Origin of the sequence: Muricomes intestini, from assembly GCF_004346165.1 — a bacterium.
Taxonomy (GTDB): domain Bacteria; phylum Bacillota; class Clostridia; order Lachnospirales; family Lachnospiraceae; genus Muricomes; species Muricomes intestini.
The window spans coordinates 46,683-72,401 of sequence record NZ_SLZZ01000003.1 but is presented as its reverse complement, the minus strand read 5'-3'; the positions used below and the strand labels follow the sequence as shown (position 1 = coordinate 72,401).

At 41.5% G+C, this 25,719-nt stretch carries 24 protein-coding genes; 22 read left to right on the top strand and 2 right to left on the bottom strand.

The window, feature by feature from the left end:
* Positions 1–28 precede the first annotated feature (28 nt).
* Positions 29–397 (bottom strand): helix-turn-helix domain-containing protein, encoded by a 369-nt coding sequence (locus EDD59_RS18040; protein WP_243117338.1) that lies wholly within the window; start codon positions 395–397, stop codon positions 29–31.
* 175 nt (positions 398–572) lie between these two features.
* On the opposite strand from EDD59_RS18040, the gene EDD59_RS03390 reads away from it, so the two are divergent.
* The 11 genes from EDD59_RS03390 to EDD59_RS03340 all read left to right on the top strand — a co-directional run bounded on the left by EDD59_RS03390 (position 573) and on the right by EDD59_RS03340 (position 12,781).
* The gene (locus tag EDD59_RS03390) at positions 573–1,040 is read left to right on the top strand and encodes a type 1 periplasmic-binding domain-containing protein (protein ID WP_243117337.1); all 468 of its coding nucleotides are present in this window, start codon (positions 573–575) and stop codon (positions 1,038–1,040) included.
* A 181-nt stretch (positions 1,041–1,221) separates the two neighbouring features.
* A complete protein-coding gene (locus EDD59_RS03385; RefSeq protein WP_132378917.1) occupies positions 1,222–2,736 on the top strand; it encodes an FGGY-family carbohydrate kinase in 1,515 nt (504 codons plus the stop codon).
* Between the two features lie 56 nt (positions 2,737–2,792).
* The gene (locus EDD59_RS03380; RefSeq protein ID WP_132378915.1) at positions 2,793–3,632 is read left to right on the top strand and encodes an L-ribulose-5-phosphate 3-epimerase; all 840 of its coding nucleotides are present in this window, start codon (positions 2,793–2,795) and stop codon (positions 3,630–3,632) included.
* A gap of 19 nt (positions 3,633–3,651) precedes the next feature.
* Complete coding sequence (locus EDD59_RS03375; RefSeq protein ID WP_132378913.1) at positions 3,652–4,737, top strand: LacI family DNA-binding transcriptional regulator; 1,086 nt, start codon at positions 3,652–3,654, stop codon at positions 4,735–4,737.
* Positions 4,738–5,085: 348 nt separating this feature from the next.
* Positions 5,086–6,297: a cupin domain-containing protein gene (locus EDD59_RS03370; protein ID WP_132378911.1), complete on the top strand. Its 1,212-nt coding sequence runs from the start codon at positions 5,086–5,088 to the stop codon at positions 6,295–6,297.
* 25 nt (positions 6,298–6,322) lie between these two features.
* Positions 6,323–7,840, top strand: a complete 1,518-nt coding sequence (locus tag EDD59_RS03365) for a sugar ABC transporter ATP-binding protein (protein ID WP_132378909.1) — start codon at positions 6,323–6,325, stop codon at positions 7,838–7,840.
* On the top strand, positions 7,837–8,784 hold the full coding sequence (locus tag EDD59_RS03360) for an ABC transporter permease (RefSeq protein ID WP_132378907.1): 948 nt from the start codon (positions 7,837–7,839) through the stop codon (positions 8,782–8,784). Before EDD59_RS03365 ends, EDD59_RS03360 begins: the two co-directional genes overlap by 4 nt.
* 74 nt (positions 8,785–8,858) lie before the next feature.
* Complete coding sequence (locus EDD59_RS03355) at positions 8,859–9,830, top strand: substrate-binding domain-containing protein (RefSeq protein WP_132378905.1); 972 nt, start codon at positions 8,859–8,861, stop codon at positions 9,828–9,830.
* Positions 9,831–9,999: 169 nt separating this feature from the next.
* Complete coding sequence (locus EDD59_RS03350) at positions 10,000–10,428, top strand: RbsD/FucU family protein (RefSeq protein WP_132378903.1); 429 nt, start codon at positions 10,000–10,002, stop codon at positions 10,426–10,428.
* Between the two features lie 5 nt (positions 10,429–10,433).
* The gene (locus tag EDD59_RS03345) at positions 10,434–11,477 is read left to right on the top strand and encodes an aldose 1-epimerase family protein (RefSeq protein WP_132378901.1); all 1,044 of its coding nucleotides are present in this window, start codon (positions 10,434–10,436) and stop codon (positions 11,475–11,477) included.
* Positions 11,474–12,781 carry a cupin domain-containing protein gene (locus tag EDD59_RS03340; RefSeq protein WP_243117336.1) on the top strand — a complete coding sequence of 436 codons (1,308 nt, stop codon included), beginning with the start codon at positions 11,474–11,476 and terminating at the stop codon, positions 12,779–12,781. Before EDD59_RS03345 ends, EDD59_RS03340 begins: the two co-directional genes overlap by 4 nt.
* Positions 12,782–12,874: 93 nt before the next feature.
* Here the strand turns inward: EDD59_RS03340 and EDD59_RS03335 are convergent, their stop codons facing one another.
* The gene (locus EDD59_RS03335; RefSeq protein ID WP_132378899.1) at positions 12,875–13,654 is read right to left on the bottom strand and encodes a DeoR/GlpR family DNA-binding transcription regulator; all 780 of its coding nucleotides are present in this window, start codon (positions 13,652–13,654) and stop codon (positions 12,875–12,877) included.
* Positions 13,655–13,830: 176 nt separating this feature from the next.
* Between EDD59_RS03335 and EDD59_RS03330 the strand changes: the two genes are divergently transcribed.
* The 11 genes from EDD59_RS03330 to pfkB all read left to right on the top strand — a co-directional run bounded on the left by EDD59_RS03330 (position 13,831) and on the right by pfkB (position 25,718).
* Positions 13,831–14,847 carry a substrate-binding domain-containing protein gene (locus tag EDD59_RS03330; RefSeq protein WP_132378897.1) on the top strand — a complete coding sequence of 339 codons (1,017 nt, stop codon included), beginning with the start codon at positions 13,831–13,833 and terminating at the stop codon, positions 14,845–14,847.
* Positions 14,848–14,919: 72 nt separating this feature from the next.
* Positions 14,920–16,509, top strand: coding sequence for a sugar ABC transporter ATP-binding protein (locus tag EDD59_RS03325; RefSeq protein WP_207670368.1), 1,590 nt, complete (start codon positions 14,920–14,922; stop codon positions 16,507–16,509).
* A gap of 101 nt (positions 16,510–16,610) precedes the next feature.
* Positions 16,611–17,591: an ABC transporter permease gene (locus tag EDD59_RS03320; protein ID WP_132378895.1), complete on the top strand. Its 981-nt coding sequence runs from the start codon at positions 16,611–16,613 to the stop codon at positions 17,589–17,591.
* Positions 17,592–17,593: 2 nt separating this feature from the next.
* The gene (locus EDD59_RS03315) at positions 17,594–18,556 is read left to right on the top strand and encodes a dihydroxyacetone kinase subunit DhaK (RefSeq protein WP_132378893.1); all 963 of its coding nucleotides are present in this window, start codon (positions 17,594–17,596) and stop codon (positions 18,554–18,556) included.
* Between the two features lie 32 nt (positions 18,557–18,588).
* Complete coding sequence (gene dhaL / locus EDD59_RS03310) at positions 18,589–19,212, top strand: dihydroxyacetone kinase subunit DhaL (protein ID WP_165920851.1); 624 nt, start codon at positions 18,589–18,591, stop codon at positions 19,210–19,212.
* A 40-nt stretch (positions 19,213–19,252) separates the two neighbouring features.
* Positions 19,253–20,107, top strand: a complete 855-nt coding sequence (locus tag EDD59_RS03305) for a class II fructose-bisphosphate aldolase (RefSeq protein ID WP_132378889.1) — start codon at positions 19,253–19,255, stop codon at positions 20,105–20,107.
* 179 nt (positions 20,108–20,286) lie between these two features.
* On the top strand, positions 20,287–21,138 hold the full coding sequence (locus EDD59_RS03300) for a class II fructose-bisphosphate aldolase (protein ID WP_132378887.1): 852 nt from the start codon (positions 20,287–20,289) through the stop codon (positions 21,136–21,138).
* Between the two features lie 45 nt (positions 21,139–21,183).
* Positions 21,184–22,218, top strand: coding sequence for a LacI family DNA-binding transcriptional regulator (locus EDD59_RS03295; RefSeq protein ID WP_330571864.1), 1,035 nt, complete (start codon positions 21,184–21,186; stop codon positions 22,216–22,218).
* Entirely contained in the window at positions 22,200–23,720 is a 1,521-nt protein-coding gene (xylB, locus tag EDD59_RS03290; protein WP_132378885.1) for a xylulokinase, read from the top strand. The genes EDD59_RS03295 and xylB overlap by 19 nt, the downstream gene beginning before the upstream one ends.
* 1 nt (position 23,721) lies before the next feature.
* Entirely contained in the window at positions 23,722–24,783 is a 1,062-nt protein-coding gene (locus EDD59_RS03285; protein ID WP_132378883.1) for a galactitol-1-phosphate 5-dehydrogenase, read from the top strand.
* Positions 24,784–24,785: 2 nt separating this feature from the next.
* Positions 24,786–25,718 carry a 1-phosphofructokinase gene (pfkB, locus tag EDD59_RS03280; protein WP_132378881.1) on the top strand — a complete coding sequence of 311 codons (933 nt, stop codon included), beginning with the start codon at positions 24,786–24,788 and terminating at the stop codon, positions 25,716–25,718.
* Position 25,719 lies beyond the last annotated feature (1 nt).

Sequence of the window (25,719 nt, the reverse complement as noted above, 5' to 3'; positions counted from 1 at the left end):
TCCGTTTATTTTGTGTGCCTGAATTAATTTAATAATAATGCCGGTATTCGCTGGGGGTCATGTGCGTAGAGCGTTCAAAAGCCCGTATAAATGTAAGTGTTGTTTTGAATCCCACCTTGCTGGCAATAGAGCTGATAGAAAGCTTGGAATAAGCAAGCAGCTCCTTTGCCTTATTTATTCTATATTCGTTCACATATTGATGAATGGTTGTGCCCATTTGCTGCTTGAATATTTTACAAAAATAATATTTTGAAAATCCTACCTTATTAGAGATGTTCTCAATGTTTAAATCTTCTTTATAATTCGACGAGATATATTTCAAGGCTGCGTTGATGCTGCTTTCCTGAGCGGGAGTCAGCTCTTTAATTTCGTGCAAATTATATACAATATCATACATGGAAGTAAAAATGGTGTGTACCAGCAAAGAAGTATGCGTATATTTCCAGGCATCATTTCCATTTTCGGTTGTCTCACATAATATGTCAAAAAGCTCCATAAATGAATCCAGTATATTTGTAAATGGGTTGCATAGTACGATGTTGTCATGCGTGCGAATTAGGTTATAAAATAATTTGGATGGCAATGATGATCTTACAGAGTCTACAACACAGGCGCAGGCATTCATCGCAGAAAATTCTGTAGACTGCATTATTTCGCCTACAACAGTAGGAATTGCAGCGGCTGGACAGGCTTTGAAATCCGCAAACAGTGATATCAGACTTACAGGTTTGGGGCTTCCTTCTGAGATGCAGTCCTTCATGCCTGCATCAGCAGATGATGATGCATTTAAGTCAGTGTGCCCGTACATGATGTTGTGGGATGTTATTCATTTGGGAGCAGTAGCAGGGGCAGCAGTAGATGCAACCTTGAATGCAGATTTTGATGGAAGCGTTGGCTCTTCTTTCAAGATGGATGCCTTCCGCGATTATGGCGCTGAAACATATGAAGCATATCAAAGTGGAGAGGGAACAGCGGTTCTTGCCGGTACGCCATTTATCTTTGACAAGAACAACATGAGTGAGTGGGTTGACCTTCTGTAAAGCACTGTTTAAGCAGAACTCAGAAGCAATTTAGACATAGATTTATGTCGGCGTGAATAAATAGTAAAAGAGGAGGGGAATTCAGCAAGACGAATTTCCTTCCTCTTTACTTTTACCTAAGTGTGTGGTACATTAAAATATATAGGGGAAAACGTTTTTCCTCAGTGAGGAGGCAGAGAGAATGAATTATTTGGTTGGAATCGATAATGGCGGTACTTTTTCTAAGGCTGCAATTTTTGATGAGGAGGGCAGGCAGATTTCTGTTGCCAGTGTACCAACTGTGACCATTACTCCTAAGTCGGGTTATACGGAACGCGATATGGATGAGTTGTGGAAAGTAAATGCAGAAGCAGTCAGAAAATCAATTGAAAAAAGTGAGATAAATCCGGCAGATATTGCAGGAGTATCTTTCTCCGGACATGGAAAAGGTTTATATATGGTCGGAAAAGACAAAAAACCTTCTTATCACGGGATTATTTCCACGGATGCACGCGCATGGGAGTATGTAGAGAGATGGGAAAAGGACGGGACGAAGGAAAAAGTATACCAGAAATCTTTTCAGGATATTCTTGCATGTCAGCCGGTGAGTATCCTGGCATGGTTTAAAGATAATGAACCGGAAGTATTGGAGAATACAAAGTATATTTTTGCTGTCAAGGATTACATCCGCTATATGATGACAGGAGAAGCGTATGCTGAATATACAGACTTTTCAGGTGCAAATCTTGTCAATTTGACAACACACACTTATGACAAGGAATTACTTGGATACTTTGGACTGGAAGACATTTATGAGAAACTACCTCCTTTGAGAAATTCTTCTGACATATGTGGCTATGTCACGAGAGAGGCTGCCGAAGAAACGAAGCTGCCGGAAGGTATTCCTGTTGCAGCAGGAATGTTCGATGTAAATGCCTGTGGAATTGCCTCGGGGCTGTCGGATGAAGAGCAGATGTGTATGGTTGCAGGAACGTGGAGCATTAATGAGTTTATTAGGCGGACTCCGGTTACGAATGGCACAGTTGCACTGAATTCTATGTTTTGCATTCCGGGGTACTATCTTGTAGAAGAAAGCAGTCCTACCTCTGCAGGAAACATGGAATGGTTCATCCGTAATCTAATGTCCTATGAAAAGGCAAAAGAGAAAGAAAAGGGCGGATTAATCTATGATATTACAAATAAATGGGTGGAGGAAATTGAACCTCAGGATAATAATATTATTTTTCTGCCTTTTCTAAACGGCTCCAATGAAGATGCACTGGCCAAGGGGTCATTTGTTGGTTTGACAGCCTATCACAATAAACATCATATGCTGCGTGCGGTGTATGAAGGAATTGTATTTTCACACTATACCCATGTAAAAAAACTGCTTGTGAACCGTGAAAAGCCGAAATCAATCCGGCTTTCCGGCGGTGCGGTGAATTCAGCTGTCTGGGTACAGATTTTCGCGGATGTGCTTCAGATTCCTGTGGATGTGATTGAGGATAAGGAATTAGGTGCGCAAGGGGCAGCGATGGCGGCGGGAATTAGTGCAGGAATTTATTCTGATTATAAAGCCGCAGTTGAAAGAACTGTAAAAATCAGCAGGACTGTCTATCCTAGAAAAGAATATGCAGGAATTTATGAAGAAAAGTATAAACGCTATAGAGCAGTAATAGACAGCCTGAGCTCTGTGTGGAAATATTTTAAAAATTAGGGTTTGCTTAGTAAAAACAGGTGAACTGTTACATACCCTGAAGGGAGAAAAAATTTGTGAAAAGATATACGATAGGTCTTTATGAAAAAGCAATGCCCTCTTCATTGACCTGGAAAGAAAAAATGGAGGCGGCTAAAAAGGCAGGATATGATTTTATTGAAATCAGCATTGACGAGACAGATGAAAAGCTGGCACGACTTGACTGGTCAAAAGAAGAACGCCTGGAGTTAATAAAAATGATGTATGAAACTGGAATTCCAATTCGTACAATGTGTTTAAGCGGACATAGAAAATATCCTTTGGGTAGTAATGATGAACAGAAAATTGGCCGCGGAATGGAGATTATGGAAAAAGCTCTGCAGTTTGCAGATGATCTGGGAATCCGTATTATCCAGCTTGCGGGATATGATGTGTATTACGAAAAAGGAAGCAAAGAGACAAGAGAACGGTTCCGCAGGAATCTTAACAGAGCAGTACATATGGCCTCCAGTCTGGGAATTGTGATGGGATTCGAAACTATGGAAACAAAATTTATGAATACAGTAGAGAAAGCAATGACTTATGTAAAAGAAAATGAGTCACCATATTTGAATGTATATCCCGATTGTGGAAATATTACAAATGCAGCAGTGGAATCCGGAAAAGATGTGTTGGATGATATTGAAATAGGCAGAGGTCATATGGTTGCGATGCATTTAAAAGAGACAAATCCTGGGATTTTCAGAAATATGATGTATGGACAGGGGCATGTGCAGTTTGATACAATCATAAACAAGGCATGGAAAATGGGAATCCGCAAATATGTGACCGAATTCTGGTATTTGGGGGATGAGAACTGGGAAAATGATTTGATGGAGTCTAATAGTAAAATGAGGTCGATCTTAGACAAACAGTAAATGATAACAGGTGGAATGAATGAGCAATATTAAAGATGTGGCAAGGCATGCGGGGGTTTCGATATCAACTGTATCCCATGTACTGAATAAGACGAAATATGTAAGTCCCGGACTTGTGAGAAGAGTAGAGGCAGCAATTGAAGAGCTGGGGTATGAGGTGGATCCAATTGCACGCAGTATGAAGAGCAATAAATCAGGCATTATAGGAATTATCACTGAAGACATGTGCGGTGTGTTTTATCCTTACATCATTAAAGGGGTGTCTTCTGTCTTGGAAGCCGCCGGATATCAGATGCTGGTATGTGATGTGGCTGGGGAATACGGGGATACTCAGGCTCTGGACCGGGAAAAGAAAGCTTTTAAAAACTTACTTTCAAGCCGTGTGGACGGTGTTATTTTTGTAACACTCGTGCCCACGGAGATGAGAAAAAGATATTGTAGTATGTTGCTCAATATGGCTCAGGAATCAAAGAGGATTCCGCTCGTGAGCGTGGAGCGAAATTTAAGTGAATTTGGGATAGACTCGGTTTACTTTAGCAGTTACGAAAATGCCCGCAGAGCAGTTCTCCATTTGATAGATTGCGGATGCAGAAAAATTGGCCATATTAAAGGACCTGCTAACTTAGAGATAGCATTAGAACGTGTGGACGGTTACCGCGATGTTTTAAAAGAAAAAGGGTTGGATGACAATATTGAAGAAATGATTATACAGGGAGATTACTCTCACCGCAGCGGCTATAAGGCTATGAAACAGCTGCTGGATAATGTTCCGGATTTGGATGGGGTGTTCTGTGCTAATGATCAGATGGCTGTCGGGGCATTGAAGCTTTTGAAAGAGTATGGGAAAAAGGTACCAGAGGAAATAAAGGTCATAGGATATGATGACGTTTTCATATCAAGTGTAGTTGAACCCGCGATATCTACAATTCATATCCGAAAATATCATGCCGGCAAAAAGGCAGCGGAGTTGTTGCTGGAACAAATCGAGAATGTTGAGCTCGAAAATGGGAGGAAACCTGTAGGGATCAAAATGGAAAGTCGTCTGGTTATTCGAAAATCGACAGTAATGGATGCACCGGAAGACTGGATACTGTCTGACTGGTAGGCATATTTTACGAAAATTGAATACACTGGAATAATCATATATGATGACACTGTACTTCTGATGAGGGACAGTGTTTTTTTACTGTAAACAAAATCCTTTAACTATAATTCTAAGAGGATAAAAACGTTTTTCTGATATTGGGAAAAATAAGGAAAAAAGATGATTGTTAATAATGCACAAAAAAGCAAAGTATTATATTATATATTTTACAAAAATAAAAAATATATAATAAAATTATTGACAAATTCTGATATGAAGAATAAGATACAGTGCATAGGGAAAACACAACAAAATAAAAACGTTTTTTTTTAGCTTTATAGAAAAACGTTTTTCCAAGGAGGACATGAAATGGAAAAGAAAAACCTTGCAGAAAAAGCAATGACAGAAGGAAAGGGTATTTTAAGGCTGGCACCAACATGGGTTCCCCGTTCTTTTTGCCGTCCTGGTAAAAGAATTAAACTTCATCCAGATGACTATTTTATCCTGGGTAAACGGGGAGGAATTGATGAGAGATGGTTCTCTTCAACCACATGGGCAGAAAACGGAGCAGATACACCGGAGGATGAAGGATTGAGCTATGTGGTGGTGGATGAGGAAGGAAAAGAAAAGCTCCTGCTAAGAGATGCGGTTGATGAACTGGGGGCGGAAGTGATTGGGGAAACATTGTGGAACAAATATCACCGCTGGGCAATGTTTTCAAAATTTTTTGATAACGCAGGCCCTCTTCCTCATCATATCCATCACCGTGATGAACATGCCGGGCGTATTGGAGAGGCAGGAAAACCAGAAATGTATTTCTTCCCCTCACAGCTAAATAATCATGGAGGAGAGTTTCCGTTTACTTTTTTCGGCTTTAACCCAGAGACAACCAAGGAAGAGGTATTAAAGGCATTAAAAAACTTTCCAAAAGGCGATAATAATATTCTTGGACTTTCAATGGCATATAAATTACAGCTCGATACAGGATTCGATGTACCGCCTGGAGTTATGCATGCACCTGGGAGCCTTTGTACATACGAACCACAGTTTGCCTCCGATGTTTATGCAATGTATCAGTCTGTTTTATTAAATGGACAGATTGTGGAAACAGATTTATTGTGGAAGAACTGTCCGAAGGAAGAAGTAGGAAATTATGAATATCTTTTGGATGTAATAGACTGGGAGAAAAACATAGATCCAAATTTCCACAAAAAGCACTTTATGAAGCCGGTCCCGGTAAGACCCGTCGAAGACATGATCACCGATGGGTATCTTGAGGAATGGATTTGCTATAAGAGTTCTGCTGTATGTGCGAAGCGTCTGACGATTCTTCCGGGAAGGAATGTTACAATTAAGGATGCAGCACCCTATGGCTTGATTTGTCTGGAAGGACATGGGACATTTGGAAAGTGGCAGATTGAATCCCCGGCATTAATTCACTATGGCGAACTGACACATGATGAATATTTTGTGACCGAAGATGCGGCAAAAGCTGGCGTTAAGATTACAAATCCATCATCAACAGATCCAATTGTGATTCTGAAGCATTTTTCAGAGAACCCGGAGCTGAAAATTCAATAATACGTGGTAAGGGAGGAGAAGACACTTGGCAGAGGAAAAACATATTTTATGGACAAGTGGCATAAGCAAATCATTTGCAGGGGTAAAGGTTCTGGATGGTGTGGAGCTTAATATTATTCCCGGAGAAGTGCATGCACTGATGGGAGAAAACGGTGCAGGAAAATCTACACTGATGAAGATTATCATGGGGATTTACACAAAAGATAGTGGACAGATTTATTTTGAAGGGAAAGATTGTGATTTTAAGAGTCCCAAGGATGCACTGGAGGCTGGAATTTCCATGATACATCAGGAGTTAAGCCCAATTCCGGAAATGACGGTGTCAGAGAATGTGTTTCTTGGAAGAGAACAGAAGAAAGTTAAAGGGCTTCCGTTCGTAGATAAAAAAGAGCTAAATAAAAGAACCCAGATACTGCTTGAAGAATATGAGCTGACACAATATATAACACCGAACATGAAGATGAAGGATCTTAATATTGCGCAGATACAGATGGTAGAAATCATTAAGGCCATTTCCTACCATTCAAAAGTCATCATTATGGACGAACCTACTTCTTCGCTGTCAGAGAAGGAAACCGTAATTCTGTATAGAATCATTGATACATTGAAGAAGAATCAGGTGGGAATCATTTACATATCTCATAGAATGGAAGAGGTATTCGAGCTGGCGGACAGAGTTTCGGTCCTGCGTGATGGCAAATTCATTGGGTGTGAGACAGTTGCAAATACATCACGGGAGATCCTGATTAATATGATGGTCGGGCGTGAGTTGGGAAGCGGATACCCTAAGAATAGTGCCGAAGTTGGAGAAGTTCTTCTTGAAGTGAAAGACTTTAATCGGAAAGGTGTGTTTGAAGATATAAATTTAAAAGTACGTTCAGGGGAAATTGTTGGAATGGCAGGACTTGTGGGCGCAGGCAGAAGTGAAGTAATGAGAGCTCTTGTCGGATATGATAAATTGGATTCTGGAAAAGTCTTCATGCAAGGTAAGGAAATTATAATTAAACATCCAAAAGATGCAAAGCAAAATCATATTATTATGGCACCTGAAGATAGAAAAGAGATGGGACTTTTATTATGCAGAAGCATTAAGGAAAATGTTTCTATTCAAAACATGGATAGAATAAGCCGTGCATCTTTTGTTAATAAAGCAAAAGAAAAAAAGATATGTAGTGATATAACGAAACAGATGAATACAAAGATGAACAGTATTAATGATTCCGTATCAAGCCTATCCGGAGGTAACCAACAGAAAGTTGTACTGTCGAAATGCCTTTTATCTGAGCCAAAAGTGCTGATTCTGGATGAACCGACCAGAGGTATTGATGTCGGCGCAAAAGCAGCGATTTACGACATCATGGTGAAACTTACAGAACAGGGAATAGGGATTATTATGATTTCCTCAGAAATGCCGGAATTAATTGGCATGAGCAATCGTGTGGTTGTTATGTCAGGAGGGCACATTACAGGGGAAATTGAGGGAGAAGAGGCAGCTTCTCAGCAGACGATCTTGAAATTAGCACTGGGAGGAAAAGAAAAATGACACAGAAAAAAGATATTGGAAAAATAGTCAGAGATTTTGGGCTGGCGGCAGTTGTACTGCTGATTATCATTGTTATGAGTTTTTTGTCAGAATCATTCCTGACGACAAATAATATTACAAATATTTTGAGACAAATTTCTATTAATGGAGTTTTGGCAGTGGGGATGACTTTCGTTGTTTTAACAGGGGGAATTGATCTCTCTGTAGGATCCTTAGTTGCAGTTACGAGTGTTATATGTGGTTCGCTGCTAGAGGGTGAAATGAATACTTTTCTGGTATGCATCATTGGTGTTGCCGCAGCTATGGCTTTTGGTCTGCTTAATGGATATTTGGTTTCTTATGTAGGGTTTCAGCCTTTCATAGCCACGCTGGCAACAATGACTATAGGACGTGGGTTTGCAATGGTGTATGCGGATGGTAAACCATATATTATTAAAGATCCGTCTTTCATCTTTATCGGACAGGGAAAGATTGCCGGGATTCCAACACTGGTTGTAATTCTTTTAGTCATTTGCATGCTGGGAATCATTATCTTAAACACAACGACTTTTGGAAGATATATATTTGCAATTGGAGGAAATAAAAATGCGGCCCGCCTTTCCGGGGTTAAGACAAAGAAGATAGAAATGCTTGTTTATCTGTTATCAGGCTTCTGCTGTGGCATTGTCGGCCTTATGCTCTCTGCACGTATAAGCTCAGGGCAGCCGACAGCCGGTGAAGGTTACGAATTGGATGCAATTGCTGCAGTTGCAATTGGCGGGACAAGTATGAACGGAGGAATAGGTTCTCTGAGGGGCACAATTCTTGGGTTCTTGATTTTAGGTCTTTTAAGTAACTCTATGAATTTGATGAATATTGATTCTTTCTATCAGAATATTGTGAAAGGAATCATTATTATCCTTGCAGTATTTTTGGATATGAAGACAAAAGGTAAGCAGGATTAATTATAAGGAGCTAAATGAGAGAAGTTTAATACCAAAAGGTATTAAAAATAAAAAGTAAAAAAGGAGAAAAAGGTATGAAAAAAAGAATGGTTGGGACGATATTTGCAGTGCTGCTGGCAGCAGCAATGACCGTAGGATGCAGTGGAGGAGCAGACGGAAAAGACAGTAAGACTGAAAAGAAAAGTGACAGCGGTTCTGGGAAAGATAAGATTACGGTCGGGGTCACAATGAAAGATAACTCTGATGAATTCGTAAAAAGAATTGCTAACGCCATTGAGGCAGAGGGGAAGAAAGAAGATGTTAAGATTCTTATGAATGATGCACAGGGCGATGTCAATAAACAAGTAAGTGATGTAGAAAATATGATTGCCCAGGGAGTAGATGTAATTATTTTAAATGCTCAGGATATGGAAGGAAGTTCTCCTTGTGTGACCCAGGCAAAGGAAGCAGGAATTCCGCTGATTGTCTGCAACACAGATGTATCTAATACAGACTATACGGGTTTTGTAGGCTGTACGGATCAGGAGTCCGGTGAAATGCTTGCAAAGTGGTTCATGGATAACCTGCCGAAGGGCTCTAATGTGTGTATCATTGAAGGACCTATGGGACAGGCAGGTCAGGTAGGACGCATGGAAGGTTTCAAGAGTGCGGGAATGCTTGATTATTTCAATGTATTAGCTACACAGACAGCAAACTGGAAACGTGATGAAGCAATGACACTTGCCGAAGATTGGGTTACAACATATGGTGATAAACTGAATGCTATTATCTGCGAAAACGATGATATGGCAATGGGAGCTCTTTCTGCTTGCAAAGCAGCAGGACGAGATGATATTGTAATTGGCGGCGTCGATGGCATTGATGATGCACTTGAGGCGGTAAAGAATGGAGAAACAGGGGTTTCTATTGTACAGGATGCTGAAGGCCAGGGAACAACGGCAGTAGAAATGGCAGTAAAGGCTGCAAAGGGAGAAGAAATTCCGTATGATACACGTATCCCGTTTAAAGAATGCACATCTGACAATGTAGATGAATTTCTGAAATAGTCAAATCCCCCACAGCAAGCTGCGGGGAATTTGACACTCGCGGCAGTCACCAAATGGAAATGCTTACATTTCCGCTTGGCCCGTTGTTCGCGGAAATAAAAAAGAAGCACTCTCGATAGAGAAAACAAGCACTTTATCGGGGTGCTTTTTCAAAGAAAAGGTGATTAAGATGCTAAAAAATATTCCTAAAATTATTCCCCCTGAATTAATGAAAGATATGATGGATATGGGACATTCAGATGTCATGATTCTGGCAGATGCCAATTTTCCAGGGACTTCTCATGCCAGGAAAATTATCCGCATGGATACCGTAGAAATACCGGAGCTCCTGGAAGCGGTGATGCAGTTCTTTCCACTGGATTTTTTTGTGGAGGAACCGGTCAAATTGATGAGGAATCTTCCTGAAGAGCCTGTTCCTGCAATTTGGGACACATACAACGAAATATTGAAAAAATATGACCAGGATAATGCGTTCTGCCAGTTTGGCTTCATCGACCGGCTGCCTTTTTATGAGGAGGCGGAAAAGGCCTATGTGATTGTACAGACGGGGACAACTGCAAGATATGCGAATATTGTTCTGCAAAAAGGAGTGGTATAACCAAAATGAACTATTGGAAAGAAAAAAAATACATAGGAAATTCAGAGCAGCTTTTTCGTGTAAATAGAGTTAAATTTCAAGATGGAAAAGCGGATGGTGTTTCAATGATTGAGGTGCAGAATCGTTCAGGAATGCAGTTTTCAGTTAACGTAAGCAGAGGGATGGATATACCTTATCTAAATTTTTGTGGAGAAAATATTGGATACATTTCCCCGTGTGGTATAGTGGGACCACAGTATTTTGATGATAAAGGACTTGGATTCCTGAAAAGTTTTACAGCTGGGTTTTTGACTACATGTGGATTGAAGTTGGCCGGGGCCCCGTGTAAATATGGGGGAAAAGAGTATGGACTTCACGGAAATGTCTCACACACTCCGGCGGAACATGTGAAGTATGGTATTATTGAAGAAAATGACGGGGCATATGCTGAAATCTTTGGAACGGTAAAAGATGCAGTTATTTTTGGGGAGAAGATAAGACTGGATAGGAAAATAAGATGTAATTATAAAGAAAAGAAATTTACAATTCATGATAAAGTTACAAATGAAGGTTATAAAAGAGTACACCATATGATTTTATATCATTGTAATATAGGATATCCGATTTTGTCACCTTATAGTGAAGTATATATTCCGTCCAGCGAGATTATCCCGAGAAATGACCATTCCAAACAAGGAATAGCAAACTGCAGAAAAGTGGAGGAGACGGATCCTGATTATGAGGAGATGTGTTTCTACCATAAACTAATTCCAGATAATGAGAACTGTGCATCAGTTGCTGTATATAACCCGAAGTTGGATTTGGGAGTCGCATTAAAGGTGCATTTGGATACTTTGGATCATTTTGTACAATGGAAGATGATGGGGGCAGGCGATTATGTTATGGGATTGGAACCTGGGAATACAACGATAGATGGGATTGAGGATGCAATAAAGAACGGATCAATGAAATATCTGGAGCCGGAGGAGTCTGTAAATCATGAAATAGAGGTGCAAATGATACAAGGGAAAGAGGCATTTTATAAATTAAAAGGAGGCAGTCAGGGATGACAGAGAAGGATTTAATTATCAAAAATGGAGAAATGCTGGATCAGCAGCTTGCTGCGGCAAAGAAAACGGGCAATCTTGTTGTAAAAGATGCGACTTCGGATGAGGATGTTATCCGCAAAACCTTTGAGGTGGGAAAAGGAATATTTCGTTTATTTCCTGCGTTTGTACCTAGAAGGTTCGGAAAAGCCGGGCATCGTTTAAAACTGCACCCGGATGACTATTTTGCATTTGGGATGGACCGAGGCTCTATAACGGAGAGATGGTTTGCGTCCACAATTGCAGCACAGAATGGAGAAACGGCAAAAGCAGACGAAGGTATGGCTTATGTATGTGTAGATTACAACTCAGACGAAAAATTTTCTTTGAGAACTGCTGTTAAAGTTCTCAGAGAAGAACTGGTTGGGGCAGAACTCATGGATAGATATAACGGGTGGCCCATGTACTCGAAGTTTTTCGACAATGAAAATCCCCTTTTTCACCATCTCCATTTGACATTCGAGGCAGCAGCGAGGGTTGGCAAACTGGGAAAACCGGAATGTTATTATTTCCCAAAACAACTGAATAATTATTTTGGGGAGGCAAATTATACTTATTTCGGATTTGACCCCGATGTAGAACCGGAGGAAATTAAAGAAAGAATCCGCAAGTTTGCGGATGACGATACAAGAATTACAGAGTTGTCCAGAGCATACAGAGTAGAGTTGGGAACAGGCTGGTATACACCGGCAGGAGTTATCCATGCCCCGGCATCTGTCCTTACATATGAGCCACAATGGAATTCGGATGTAAATTCCGTGTATGAAAATATTGTTTCCGGTGAAGTGTATCCACCGGAAATGCTGGATGAGGAGTGTCCTCCGGATAAAAAGGGAGATATTGATTACATCTTCGGCCTTCTGGACTGGGAGAAGAATGTAGATCCACATTACAGGAAACATTACTTTAGGCCTCCGATAACAGCAAGTGAGTCTGAAAGCTATATTGAAAAATGGATTACATACGCAAATGAACATATAGCAGCAAAGGAATTGACCATCTACCCGGGGCAGACAGTTATAATTAAAGATGACACAGCCTACGGGTGCATCTTTATACAGGGTCATGGGAAGTTTGGCATTTATGACTGCGAAGCTGCAACGCTTCTTCGTTTTGGACAGCAGAGTACAGATGAGTTTTTTGTATCTGAGAAAGCCGCGAGAACTGGTGTGACAATCACAAATCTGAGCCGGGTTGAGCCCTTGGTTGTCCTTAAACATTTCGGGCCAAACTGCCCAAACGTTGCAGAGAAGGCGTCAGACAATTAAACTAGTCAAGCGGAAATAAAAAAAATCTAGTATAAACAAAGTGTGCAGGCTGGCAAATACAGCAGTTAAAGGCCTGTGCACTTTTTTTAAGTTTTAATCTAACTCGTCAATTATAATAAAATTGACACATGCATCATACAGTCCGCGATCAATGTTGTGGGGCAAAGTATCCGTTATGAGATAATCTACGCATCCTGTAAAATCGGCAGCCTTGCCTATATAAGATTCATTAAATTTTGTATGGTCCGCAAGAACGAATTTCTGTTTCGAGGCACGAAACATAGAACTTTTTAAGTCACAGTCACTTAAATTAGGATCTGAATATCCGTAAGAAGAGTCAATGCCTGAAATACCAATAAAACATTTGTCTCCCCGGATATCATGCAGCATTTTGTTTGCAAGGGGACCACAGGTGCGGTTCATGGAATTTATAATCTGTCCTCCAATTAAAATCAGCTGCGTGTCTTTTCTTGCTTTTAAAAGAGAAACTAAGCGCAATGAGTTAGTGATAACCGTAAGGTTTTGAAGAGGTCCTTTTAATATTAATTTAGCCAATTCATAAACTGTTGTAGAATTGTCAAGTATGAGGGCATCATTATTGTCAATAAACTTGTAAGCATAATTTGCTATAGCTTTCTTTTCTTCAATGCATGAGGTTATTAATTGGGTATCAGAGACCTCCTTATTTACCGGTGCAACAGAAATCGCACCTCCGTGAATGCGGCGAAGCTTTTTTTGTACCTGCAATTCTTCAAGGTCTTTGCGGATTGTCACTTCGGTGGCATTCAGGAGTTGGCTCAACTCACTTACTTTCATTATTTTATTTTTATTTATCAAATCAATAATTTCATTCTTTCGCTCTTCTGCTAACATCCGCAATACCCCTACATCATAAGATATAAAAAAATAAATACACCTTTTAAATCGTAAATTAACGAAAAAAAGAATTAAATATAAAACAGCATCACAAGAATAAACAAAAAAATATATTAATACTATATAGTATGAACAAAAATAAACAAATAGAAACGAAAGGATGATGAAAAATTATGAAGGGAAAATTGTTGAGTTTGCTTTTATGTGCAGTAATGTCAGGAATCATGCTGGCAGGATGCGGTTCAGGGGACTCTGGAGCAAAAGAATCTTCTGCCGGTACAGATAAGAAAAATGTATCTGCTGAGGAAGACGGGGAGTCCTATCGGGTTGGGTTTATAGTGGGGTCCAGAGAGCATGTGTTCTACAATTTAATCGAAGATGCTATTAAAGAGAAGTGTGATGAAATTGGAATTGAAGCTTTATGTTATGACGGAGAATTGGATGCAAATGTGCAGTCTAATCACATCGAAAATCTTGTTGCCCAGGATGTGGATGCGATTGCATTGGCAACAGTAGATGCAGCAGGAGTAGGTCCGGCAATTGAGGCAGCCGATGCCGCAGGAATTCCGGTATTTACGTTTGATTCTCCTTGTACAACAGTGGATTGCATTGTATGTCATGTCGGAACAGATAATGTAAAGGGCGGAGAATTAGGTGCGCAAGAGTGTATCAGGTTACTGGGGGATAAAGGCGGCACGGCTGGAATTATCGGAAATCCGGCATCTTCCTCCTGTCTGGACAGGGAGAATGGATTTTTGGATATTATGGAAAAGGAAGCACCTGATAATGTAGAGGTATCATTTAACGGAAACTATCAGGGGGACGCAAATATTGCAGCTTCACTCGTCCAGGATTGGCTGACAGCAGATCCTGATCTGGGAGTCATTTTTGCAACAGGTGATCCTGCCTGCACAGGAGCCTTGGCTTCTATTAAAGCAGCTGGTGCAGATACACTGATTGTTGGATATGATGGTAATCCGGAGGCTATTAAAGCAATCTATGCGCAAGATGAGGACGGAAAATGGTGGGTATCCGAAATCTCTCAAAATCCTCCTCTGATTGGTTCGACAATTGTGGAACAGGTTTATAAATATTTGAAAACAGGTAAAGTTGATGCCAAAAACATACCGATTGAGCCATATATTATTACATATGAATATATCGTAGATAATAATTTAATGTCTGAGTAAAAAAGATAGGGGGGGGTGGCTTTTGCAGGCCCCCTTAAAATTAATGGGGTATAGAAAGTTGGGCGGTAAAATATGGAAACAAAGGGAGTAATGGAAAAACCTATTTTGCAAGTAAAAGAAATCACAAAGACCTTTCCCGGTGTTAAAGCGCTGACTGATGTATCAATTGATTTTTATCCGGGAGAGGTTCATGCTCTGCTTGGGGAAAATGGTGCGGGAAAATCTACACTTATTAAAATTATTTCGGGTGTTTACATACCTACAAAAGGAACACTTATTTTTGAGCAGAAAGAGCGGGCCTATAAAAATCCGGGAGAGGCACTAAACCTTGGTATTTCTGTCATTCACCAGGAATTAAGTATTGCGAATGAATTGTCTGTAGCAGAAAACATCTTTATAGGACGAGAACCAGGAAAAGGAAAACAAAGATTTCTGCTGGACCGAAGGAAAATGGAGAGGGATGCCCAGAAAGCATTAAGCTTAATGGGAGTAAATTTTAAGGCCACAGATATTGCGGGTGATCTTTCGGCTGCACAGCAGCAGATGATAGAAATTGCAAAAGTAATTACGAGAAATTCTAAACTCGTTATTATGGATGAACCCACCTCATCTTTATCGGACAGTGAAATTGAAGCGCTGTTCAAACAGATAGAGATGCTGAAAAAAAATAATGTAGCTATCATTTACATTACCCATAGATTAAAGGAACTGAAGGTAGTTGCAGATAGGATAACGGTTCTCAGAGACGGAATTGTTGTTAAAAAATCATTGTATGAAGATATTACAGAATCTGAAATTGTTGCAAGCATGGTAGGACGTAAAATATCAGACTATTATAATAAACAACAGCATATAAGAAAAGAAGAAATGTTGAGAGTTGAAGGATTAACGGTAAAGGGAGTTTTCGAGGATGTTTCTTTTGCAGCCTATAAAGGAGAAATATTAGGGGTTGCCGGACTAGTCGGGGCGGGCAGAACAGAAGTTATGGAAACTATTTTTGCAGATAAGAAAAAAGCATCAGGTAAGGTCTTTATTAAAGGAAAAGAAATTGAATTAAAAAATTCAAGAGAGGCGATTGCGAATAAAATTGGATTTGCGACAGAAGACAGGCGAAGAACAGGCCTGATGCTGGAAGCATCTGTGAAAAACAATATAGTACTTCCGAGCCTCAGAAGAAAGGCTATGAAAAAAGCATTCGTAAATCCGAAATGGGAAAAGAAAGTCTGTGATGAATATTTTGGGAAACTGGACATCAAGACACCTGGCAGAGAAACAATTATTAAAAACCTATCAGGAGGAAACCAGCAAAAAGTTATTCTGGCAAAATGGCTGGTGGCAGAATCTGAAATTTTAATTTTGGATGAGCCCACAAGAGGGATTGATGTAAATGCAAAGTCTGAATTCTATAATTTGATGAATGAATTTGTGGATGCAGGTGGCTGTATTATTATGGTGTCATCAGAACTTCCGGAAATATTGGGAGTGGCAGACCGGGTTATTGTTATGAGAGAGGGACACTTAAGTGGGGAATTGAACAGAGCTGAAATGTCAGAACTAAATATCATGCAGCTTGCAAGCATTCAAAGTGAGGCCGAGTCAAATACCCCGCGGCAAGCTGACGGGGCATCAAACTTGCAGAGCAGCAAGCTGCGGGGTATTTGACCCTCCCGGCAGTCGCCAAATGGAAATGCAAGCATTTCCGCTTGGCTCGTTGCTTGCGGGAATAAAAGAGAATTCAGAAATAAAATAGGAAGGGAACTATTATGGGAAAAGCTAAAGAATGGTCTGAGAAAAATGCGGTGGTAATTGTATTAATTGTACTTATCATATTTTTTGGCATTGCAAACTCAACTTTTCTGACACCTGCCAATATTATTAATATTACCGCGCAGATGTCCATCAATGCCATGCTGACAATTGGCATTACATTTGTTATTATTACCGGTGGTATTGATATCAGTGTCGGATCGGTGGCTGCATTTGCGGGTATTTTTTCAGCATATATAGGATTAAAATTTCCCAAGGCTCCATTAATTGGAATTCTGGGAATACAGCTCGGAAGCGCTATTTTTATAGGAACAATCTGCGGAGCCTTCATTGGCATTGCAATTGCCAAGTTTAAAGTGGTACCCATGATTGCCACGCTGGCAATGATGACAAGTGCCCGGGGGCTTGCCTACGTGGTTACGGATGGGCAGCCTGTTTATGGGTTGCCGAACAAATTTGCCTGGCTGGGGGCCGGCCGCCTGATTACAACAGAAAAGATGAAAAATGGTGTAATTCCGATTATTACTATCTTTTTAGTTATCATTCTGATTTTAATGCACATTTTGCTTTCAAGAACGATTTTTGGACGTCATGTATATGCGGTGGGAAGTAATGAAAAGGTATCTCATTTAAGTGGAATTAATGTAGATGCGGTTAAGATAAAAGTACATATTTTATGCTCCATTATGGCAGCTCTTGGCGGTGTATGTGTGACTTCTAAATTAAACAATGGACAGCCGGCGGCCTGTGATACTTATGAAATGTATGCAATTGCGGCAACAGTATTAGGCGGGACCAGTCTTCTTGGAGGCATAGGATCTGTATTAAGGGCAATGTTTGGCTGTGCCATTATTGCAATTATCAATAATGGCATGAATTTGATGCAAATTTCTTCGTACTGGCAAAAGGTAATCATGGGAATGATAATTTTGGTTGCAGTTATTATTGATATGGCTCAAAAGAAAGAAAAAAAATAATTATGAAGGAACTTATATTTATCAATAAAAACAAACAGCATCTGGATGAAGTAATCCAGGGGATCATGGCGGCACGGCCAGAAGCATTAAGAAGAATAGAAAATGAATATAGTTATGTTTTAACAAAAAAAGAGCTGTTCGCTGACAAGGTGCAGGTTATTGTTAATGGCGGTGGCGGCAGAGGCCCGTTTTTTGAGGGTGTTGTAGGGGAGGGCATGGCAGATGCAATGGTAAGCGGTGATTTTAACTGCGCCCCAAATGCTTATATGCTTTATCAGACTGCGAAGGAGATAGAGCAGAATAAAGGAATTCTATTTATTGCAAATAACTTTATGGGAGATTATCTGAATAACGATATGGCAAAGGAACTGCTGGAGGGTGACGGGATAGAGACAAAAGTATGTTATGCGAGTGACGACATTTACAGCTCTAGAGGAGAAAACAAAGAAAACAGAGGGGGCTTGAGTGGAATTGGTTTTATTATGAAAGTTGCCGCTGCAGCCTCAGAGAGTGGAGAAAATTTAAAAGAAGTACACCGGGTTTCTGAAAAAGTCAACGAAAGAACCCGTTCCCTGTCACTTTGCTACAATGTAGGAAAAAATGCCATAGAATTTGGCAATGGTTTTTCCGGGGAAAAACCTACAGAAATAGTACCGTACGAAGATGTTAATAGAGTTGCAGAAAAGGTGGTCGGTGTACTTATGAATGAATTGGGCAGGTACAGATCCGGCAGAATACATATTATGGTGAATCGGATGTTATATACCTCTTATGCAGAAGGCTATATTATGTTAGGAGCTTTAAAAAAGAAATTGGAAGGCCGGGGGATTAAAACCGGTATTTGCACCGCAGGGAATTATTTCGATGCATACGATTACAATGGTTTTATTATCAGTTTCATGGCAGCGGATGACGAAATTGAAAATTATACAAAGCGTGTAAATGGCTTTGATTTTACGGTTTGAGGTGGCTTATGAAAACAATTCATGTAAAAAATATGAAGGCATTACTTGTTCATGCATCAGAAACAATCATAGAAAATGAGCCTTTGTTAACAAAAATTGATACAGTGATCGGAGACGGAGATCACGGAATCGGAATGAAGAGAGGTTTTATGGCGGTAAAGAAAATGTTAGAGAAAAAAGAGTTTCTGGAAATGGATACTCTATGCAAGTCAACTGGCATTGAATTATTGAAAAGCATGGGTGGCGCATCCGGAGTTATTTTTGGAACAATGTTTCTGGGCGGTATTAGTCATATGCCACATGAAAACTTTGCCGACCTTAATCAAATTGCTTCCTATTTTGCAGACGGAGAAGCTGCAATTGAGAGAAGAGGAAAAACAAAACCGGGACAGAAAACTATGCTTGATGCTTTAATGCCTGCTATTTCTGCAATGAAACAGGTAGCTGAAAATTCAGGAGAAATAAGAACACTTTTTGAGGAAGGATATAAAGGGGCCCTTCAGGGGATGGAAGCTAGCAAAACTATGCAATCCAGGGTTGGCCGCAGTAAAAACTTTCATGAATCTACAATAGGTCTGCCAGATCCGGGAGCTGTGTCCACAAGTTTGATTTTTAAAGCATTTGCTGAGGAAATTGTGAAATGTGAAGAGTGTTGATTTTTAGGGCATTAAAGTTGATAAAGAAAGGAAGTAAGTTATGGCACTGGAAAGAGTAAGTAAAATTTTAAAAATGGCAGACGAAGCGAATACTTCAGTAATTGCATTTAATTGCATTAATTATGACATGGCATATTCTGCAATTGCTGTGGCAGAACAGCTCCAAAAACCTGTTTTGATTATGTTATATCCTGAGCATAATTATGCATTCAATAATGCGGATATAAAAGGTTTCGCAGAGATGGTAAAAGCTTTGGCAGCTAAAGTAAAAATCCCAATTGGCTTGCATCTGGATCACAGCAGTGATTTTAATTATATTATGAGAGCCGTTAAGGACGGATTTACCTCGGTCATGTTTGACGGTTCTATGATGCCCTTAGAAGAGAACATCAGGCTTTCCAGAAAAATAGTAGAGGTGGCGCGTAATTTTGATGTTGATGTGGAAGCCGAACTTGGGCATGTAGGATTTGCAAAAGAATCTGATGAAGAAAATCTTGATATGTATACAAAGCCTGATGTGGCGGCAGAGTTCTGTGAGGCGACAGGGGTTTCTTCTGTGGCAGTTGCCATTGGAAGTGCCCATGGAGTGTACCTTGAAGCTCCAAAGCTCGATTTACTGCGTCTTAACGAAATTAATGAGGCAACAGATGTTCCTCTTGTTCTTCATGGCGGAAGTGGTATTCCAAATGATCAACTGGAAATTGCCTTCACAAAAGGAATTAATAAGTTTAATGTGGGAACGGAATATTTCCAGTTATACTATGATTCTATGCATGAATACATAGAAACCCATAAAGAAGAAAGAAATGTAAATTTACTATTTGAAATGTCAAAGTATGTACAGGGCAAATTGAAGGATTATCTGCGGGAGAAAATGAAATTATCAAAATTCTAAGCTTCTAAATAACGTAAAATAATGAGAATAACTTGGGGTGCATGTAATATAGTGCACCCCAAGTTACTGACTTTCAGCAAAATAGCGCACTAGTCATTGACAAGTTAAGAAAACAAGATTATTATATAAATACAAACAAACCGAAACGTTTCGGTTTTACTCAAAGGAGGATAATATATATGCCATTAGTTACATCAGAACAAATGTTAGAGGATGCCCGGAAGGGCGGTTATGCAGTAGGGGCTTTTAATGTAGAAAATATGGAGATGGTAAAGGCGGTCATTGGCGCTGCTCAGGAACTGCGTGCACCGGTGATGCTGCAGACGACAGGGTCTACAATAAAATACGGCTCTATGGAAACGTATGCTGCAATTGTGGCTGCGGAGGCGAAGAAAGCTACAGTTCCGGTGTGTCTGCATCTTGACCATGGAAGCAGCTTTGAACTGGCGGTTCAGGCAATCAAGGCAGGGTACACTTCTGTGATGATTGATGGTTCCCATGAAAATTTCGAGGACAATATAGCCGTCACCAAAAAGGTAGTGGATGTAGCAAAGGCATGCGGTATCCCGGTTGAGGCTGAACTTGGCAAGGTAGGCGGAAAGGAAGATGATACAGAGGCGGAGGCAGATACGAACACTGACCCGGAAGAGGCGAAAGAATTTGTAGAGAGAACAGGCGTATCCTCGCTTGCCATTGCAATTGGAACGGCTCACGGATTCTATGTAGGCACCCCGGTATTGGACAAGGAGAGAGTATCCGCTGTGAAGAAGCTGGTATCTGTTCCATTGGTTCTTCACGGAGGTTCCGGTTTAAGTGATGAAGACGTGAGAGATTGTATTCGGAGGGGTATGTGTAAGGCAAACTTTGCAACAGAACTACGAGCAGCCTATACGGATGCTGTCAAGAAGCTTCTGGCTGAGCACCCGGAAACCTTTGATCCGAAAAAACTTGGAGTTGTAGGTATGGAGGCAGTTAAAAATCTGGTTATGGATCGCATGAAGGTATGCGGATGCGATGGTAAGGCAAACTAAATCTCTTATATAAAGGTCGAATATGGATAATAGCAAGGAGGACCAATGATGGCGGCAACAATGAAGGACATCGCGAAGAAGACGGGTCTTGGACTTGCAACGATTTCTTCCTATTTAAATGGGGGGAATGTAAGAGAGAAGAACCGGATTAAGATAGAAGCAGCAATAGAGGAACTTCATTTTGAGGTTAATGAAGTGGCACGGGGACTGAAGACCAACCGGACAAAGACCATAGGGGTTATTCTCCCGGAATTAAATATTGCATTTTGTACCCAGATCATCACAGAGGTTGAAGATTTACTTAGAAACCAGGGATATGCTACAATTATATGTGATTGCCGCAGCAATGAAAAGAGAGAGGAAGAGGCAGTGGAATTCCTGCTTCACAGGCGTGTGGACGGTCTGATTATCATGCCCTCCGGGAAACACGGAAGTTATCTGAAGAAGTTTATCAGTGCGGGAAAACCTGTTGTGCTGATTGACAGGGAGCTGGAGGAAATAGAATGTGACTGCGTTCTTGTGGATAATGAAAGTGCAGTCAAGGATGCCGTGGAAAAGTTGATTCTGGCAGGGCACACGCGAATTGGAATAATTATAGGTCCAAGCGACATTTATACAGCAAAAAGACGGTATACCGGGTATTGCATGGCAATGGAACAGGCCGGACTGGCCGTGGAAGAAAGGCTGATTGTCCGGGGAGATTACACAATTGAAGGTGGTGCGGCGGCCATGAAGAAGCTTGTAAATAAGAATCCTGATATGACGGCCGTTTTTGTATCAAATTGTGAAATGACCATGGGGGCAATTATTGAAATTAATGAACTGGGTATCAAGATTCCCGAACAGTTGTCTTTTGTCGGGTTTGACAATCTTGAATTTGCAAAAGCAAATATTCCAAAATTAAGTATTGTAACCCAGCCAACTAAAGAGATAGCAGGCCAGGTGTTTGAACTGCTGCTGGAGAGGTTGGAGGGAACTGACAAGCAGAAAAAGAGTCAGACAGTGAAGCTAAAAACCGGATTTATAGAAGGAAAATCTGTAAACGTTTCGGGGAGGAAAGAATGGAGCAGTATTTATTAGGAATTGATATAGGAACAAGTGCGTGCAAGATTGCCGTGTTTAATAGGGAAGGCAAGGTAATTGCAGCGGCAAACGGGGATTACCCCGTGTACTATCCCCATCCGGGTTGGGCAGAACAGAATCCGGAGGAGTGGTGGAGTGCAGTGTGCGGTGCCATAAAGGAGATATTTGACAAAGGAAAGGTTTTGCCGGAGCAGATTAAAGGAGTCGGGATAGACGGACAGAGTTGGTCGGCGATTCCGGTGGACAGGGAAGGCAACGTGCTGACGAATACTCCTATCTGGATGGATACAAGAGCTGCAGATATCTGTGAAGAGATGAATGAGAAAATCGGCGCAGATGAGATATTTCAGCTTTCCGGCAACTCTCTGCAGCCGTCTTATTCTACAGCGAAGGTCATCTGGTATCAGAGAAATTTGCCCAGGGTATATGAGAGGATATACAAGATTCTGCAGTCCAACAGTTACATTGCGTTAAAACTGACAGGTGAGTTTACACAGGAGTTATCTCAGGGATATGGATTACACTGCTTTGATATGCATACAGGGACATGGGACAAGGAGATGTGCCGGAGATTAGGGATTCCTCCGGAATTTTTGCCGGACATTCATCCCTGTCATGAGGTCATTGGTACGGTGACAGCCAAAGCCTCGGGCGAAAGTGGACTGGCAGAAGGGACACCGGTGGTTGCAGGAGGACTGGATGCCGCCTGCGGCACTCTGGGAGCGGGGGTTCTTCATCCCGGAGAAACCCAGGAACAGGGCGGCCAGGCAGGAGGGATGAGTATCTGCACCGATACCTACAAGGCAGATCCAAGGCTGATTTTAAGCTATCATGTGATTCCGGGGCACTGGCTTCTTCAAGGCGGAACAGTTGGAGGCGGCGGTGTGATGCGATGGCTGGAGAAGCAATTCGGGGATTATGAGAGGGAAGAAGGAAAAAGACAGGGTAAAAATTCCCTGACTCTGTTCAATGAGATGGCAGAAAAAATAGCACCGGGAAGTGATGGCGTAGTATTTTTGCCCTATATGTCGGGCGAGCGCTCCCCAATCTGGGATCCCAATGCAAAAGGAGTATTTTACGGACTAGATTTCAGCAAGACGAAAGCCCACTTTATAAGGTCCGCAATGGAGGGAGTCGCATACTCCCTGAAGCACAATCTGGATGTGGCACAAGAAGCCGGTGCAAAGGTCAGTGTGCTGCGCTCCATGGGAGGATCAGCAAATTCCCTTTTATGGACTCAGATAAAAGCTGACATTACCGGGAAGCCTATTATTGTGCCCTCGTCGGACACGGCCACCACACTTGGGGCAGTGATTCTGGCAGGTGTAGGTGTGGGAATGTATAAGGACTTTGATGAGGCTGTGGCTTTGACTGTAGAGAATAAGCGGTCCCATGAACCGAATTTGCAGAACGCCGAAGTATATAAAGCAAACTATCAGGTTTATTTGGAGATTTATTGCAATCTAAAAGAAACAATGAAAAGAACAGGAGGCAGATAAAATGAAGGCAGCAGTTGTATGTGCGAACGAGGACGTGCAGTATCTGGATTATGAGGAACCGAAGGCAGAAGCAGGAAAAGTCAAGATTAAGGTAAAAGCATCGGGAATCTGCGGATCGGATATTCCCAGAGTTCTGCATAATGGTGTACATTTCTATCCCATTGTACTGGGACATGAGTTTTCGGGGGATGTGGTAGAAGTCGGAGAAGGTGTCACAAAAGTAAAAGTGGGAGACAGAGTGTCGGGGGCACCATTGGTTCCCTGTATGAAATGTGATGACTGCCAGAACGGAAATTTCTCTCTCTGTAAACATTACAGCTTTATCGGCTCCAGAGAGCAGGGAAGCAATGCGGACTATGTAGTTATTCCTGAGCAGAATGCAGTGGTATTTGATAAAAGCATTCCTTACGAGCAGGGGGCAATGTTTGAGCCTTCTACCGTAGCACTTCATGGCCTCCTTCAAAATGATTATCAGGGAGGACAGTGCGTTGCTATCTTAGGCGGCGGAACTATTGGAATGTTTACCATGCAGTGGGCAAAAATTTTCGGCTCCAAAAAGGTTGTTGTATTTGATATCAGCGAGGAGCGTCTGGAGCTGGCGAAACGTCTTGGTGCAGATGAAGTGGTGAATACAACAAAAGAAGACTTTATGGAAGAGGCCATGGCAATGACCGGCGGGAAAGGCTATAGCTATGTATATGAAACAGCGGGACAGGCTCCGACTATGTATATGGCATTTGAGCTGGCTGCCAATAAGGCACATGTGTGTTTCATAGGTACTCCTCATGTAGATCTGACGTTTACGCCGGCGATGTGGGAGAACATGAACCGGAAGGAATTTAAATTGACAGGGTCCTGGATGTCTTACAGTTCTCCATTCCCCGGCAAGGAGTGGGAGTTGACAGCCCATTATTTTGCTACAGGGCAATTAAAATTTGATCCGGGCTTCATCTATAAGAAGATGCCTATGAGCCAGGCTCAGGAAGCCTTCCAGATGTTTAAGACACCGGGACTGGTAAAAGGGAAAATACTGCTGATGAATGAAGACCAGGAGGAAGCTTAAGAATGATATTGACAGTAACTCTTAACGCTGCCATTGATAAGCGCTATGTGGTGGAAGGCTTTCAAATCGGAGAAGTAAACCGTGTGAAAGAATGTGCCTATACGCCGGGAGGCAAAGGCTTAAATGTATCCAAACCTGCTGCTATCGCCGGGGCGGAGGTAGTGGCGACAGGATTTGTAGGTGGACATGCAGGGGATTATATAGAAGATTCCCTGAGCCCCTTTCATGTGAAAAGTGCCTTTTATCATCTTGAGGCGGAAAGCCGTTCCTGCATCAACATATGGGATGAGGTCAATAAGGTGCAGACGGAATTTCTGGAGCCCGGCTTTACAGTGACTAAAGAGGACTTCTGGGGGTTTCAGGAAAAATTTGAAAAGCTGGTGCAGAATGCTGATGTTGTGACCATGTCCGGCAGTGTCCCGAAAGGGTTGGATGGAAATGCATACCAGGAGTTGGTGGGGATTGTAAAAAATGCCGGAAAGAAAGTAATTCTGGATACCAGCGGGAACCTTTTGGAGATGGGAATAGAAGCATGCCCTACTATGATTAAGCCAAATATTGATGAAATCCGCATGCTGACAGGGAAGACCTGTGACAATATGGAGGATATGATTGAAGCGGCAAAGGAAATACACAGGCGCGGCGTGGAGGTTGTAGCAGTGTCTCTGGGCGGAGAAGGCTCATTTCTGGTGTGTGATGAAGGTATTTACCAGGCAAAAGTGCCCAAAATAAATGCGGTGAATACAGTGGGGTGCGGTGACTCTATGATAGCGGGATTTGCCATAGGATTCAGTGAGGGACTGCCTATAGAAGAAGTACTGCGTAAAGCCAGCGCAATTTCCGCAGCTGCGGCACTCAGAGAGGAAACAGGATTTTTTGTAAAACAGGATATGGAAAGTATTCTGCCTGATGTGCAGATTATAAAGCTTAGATAAA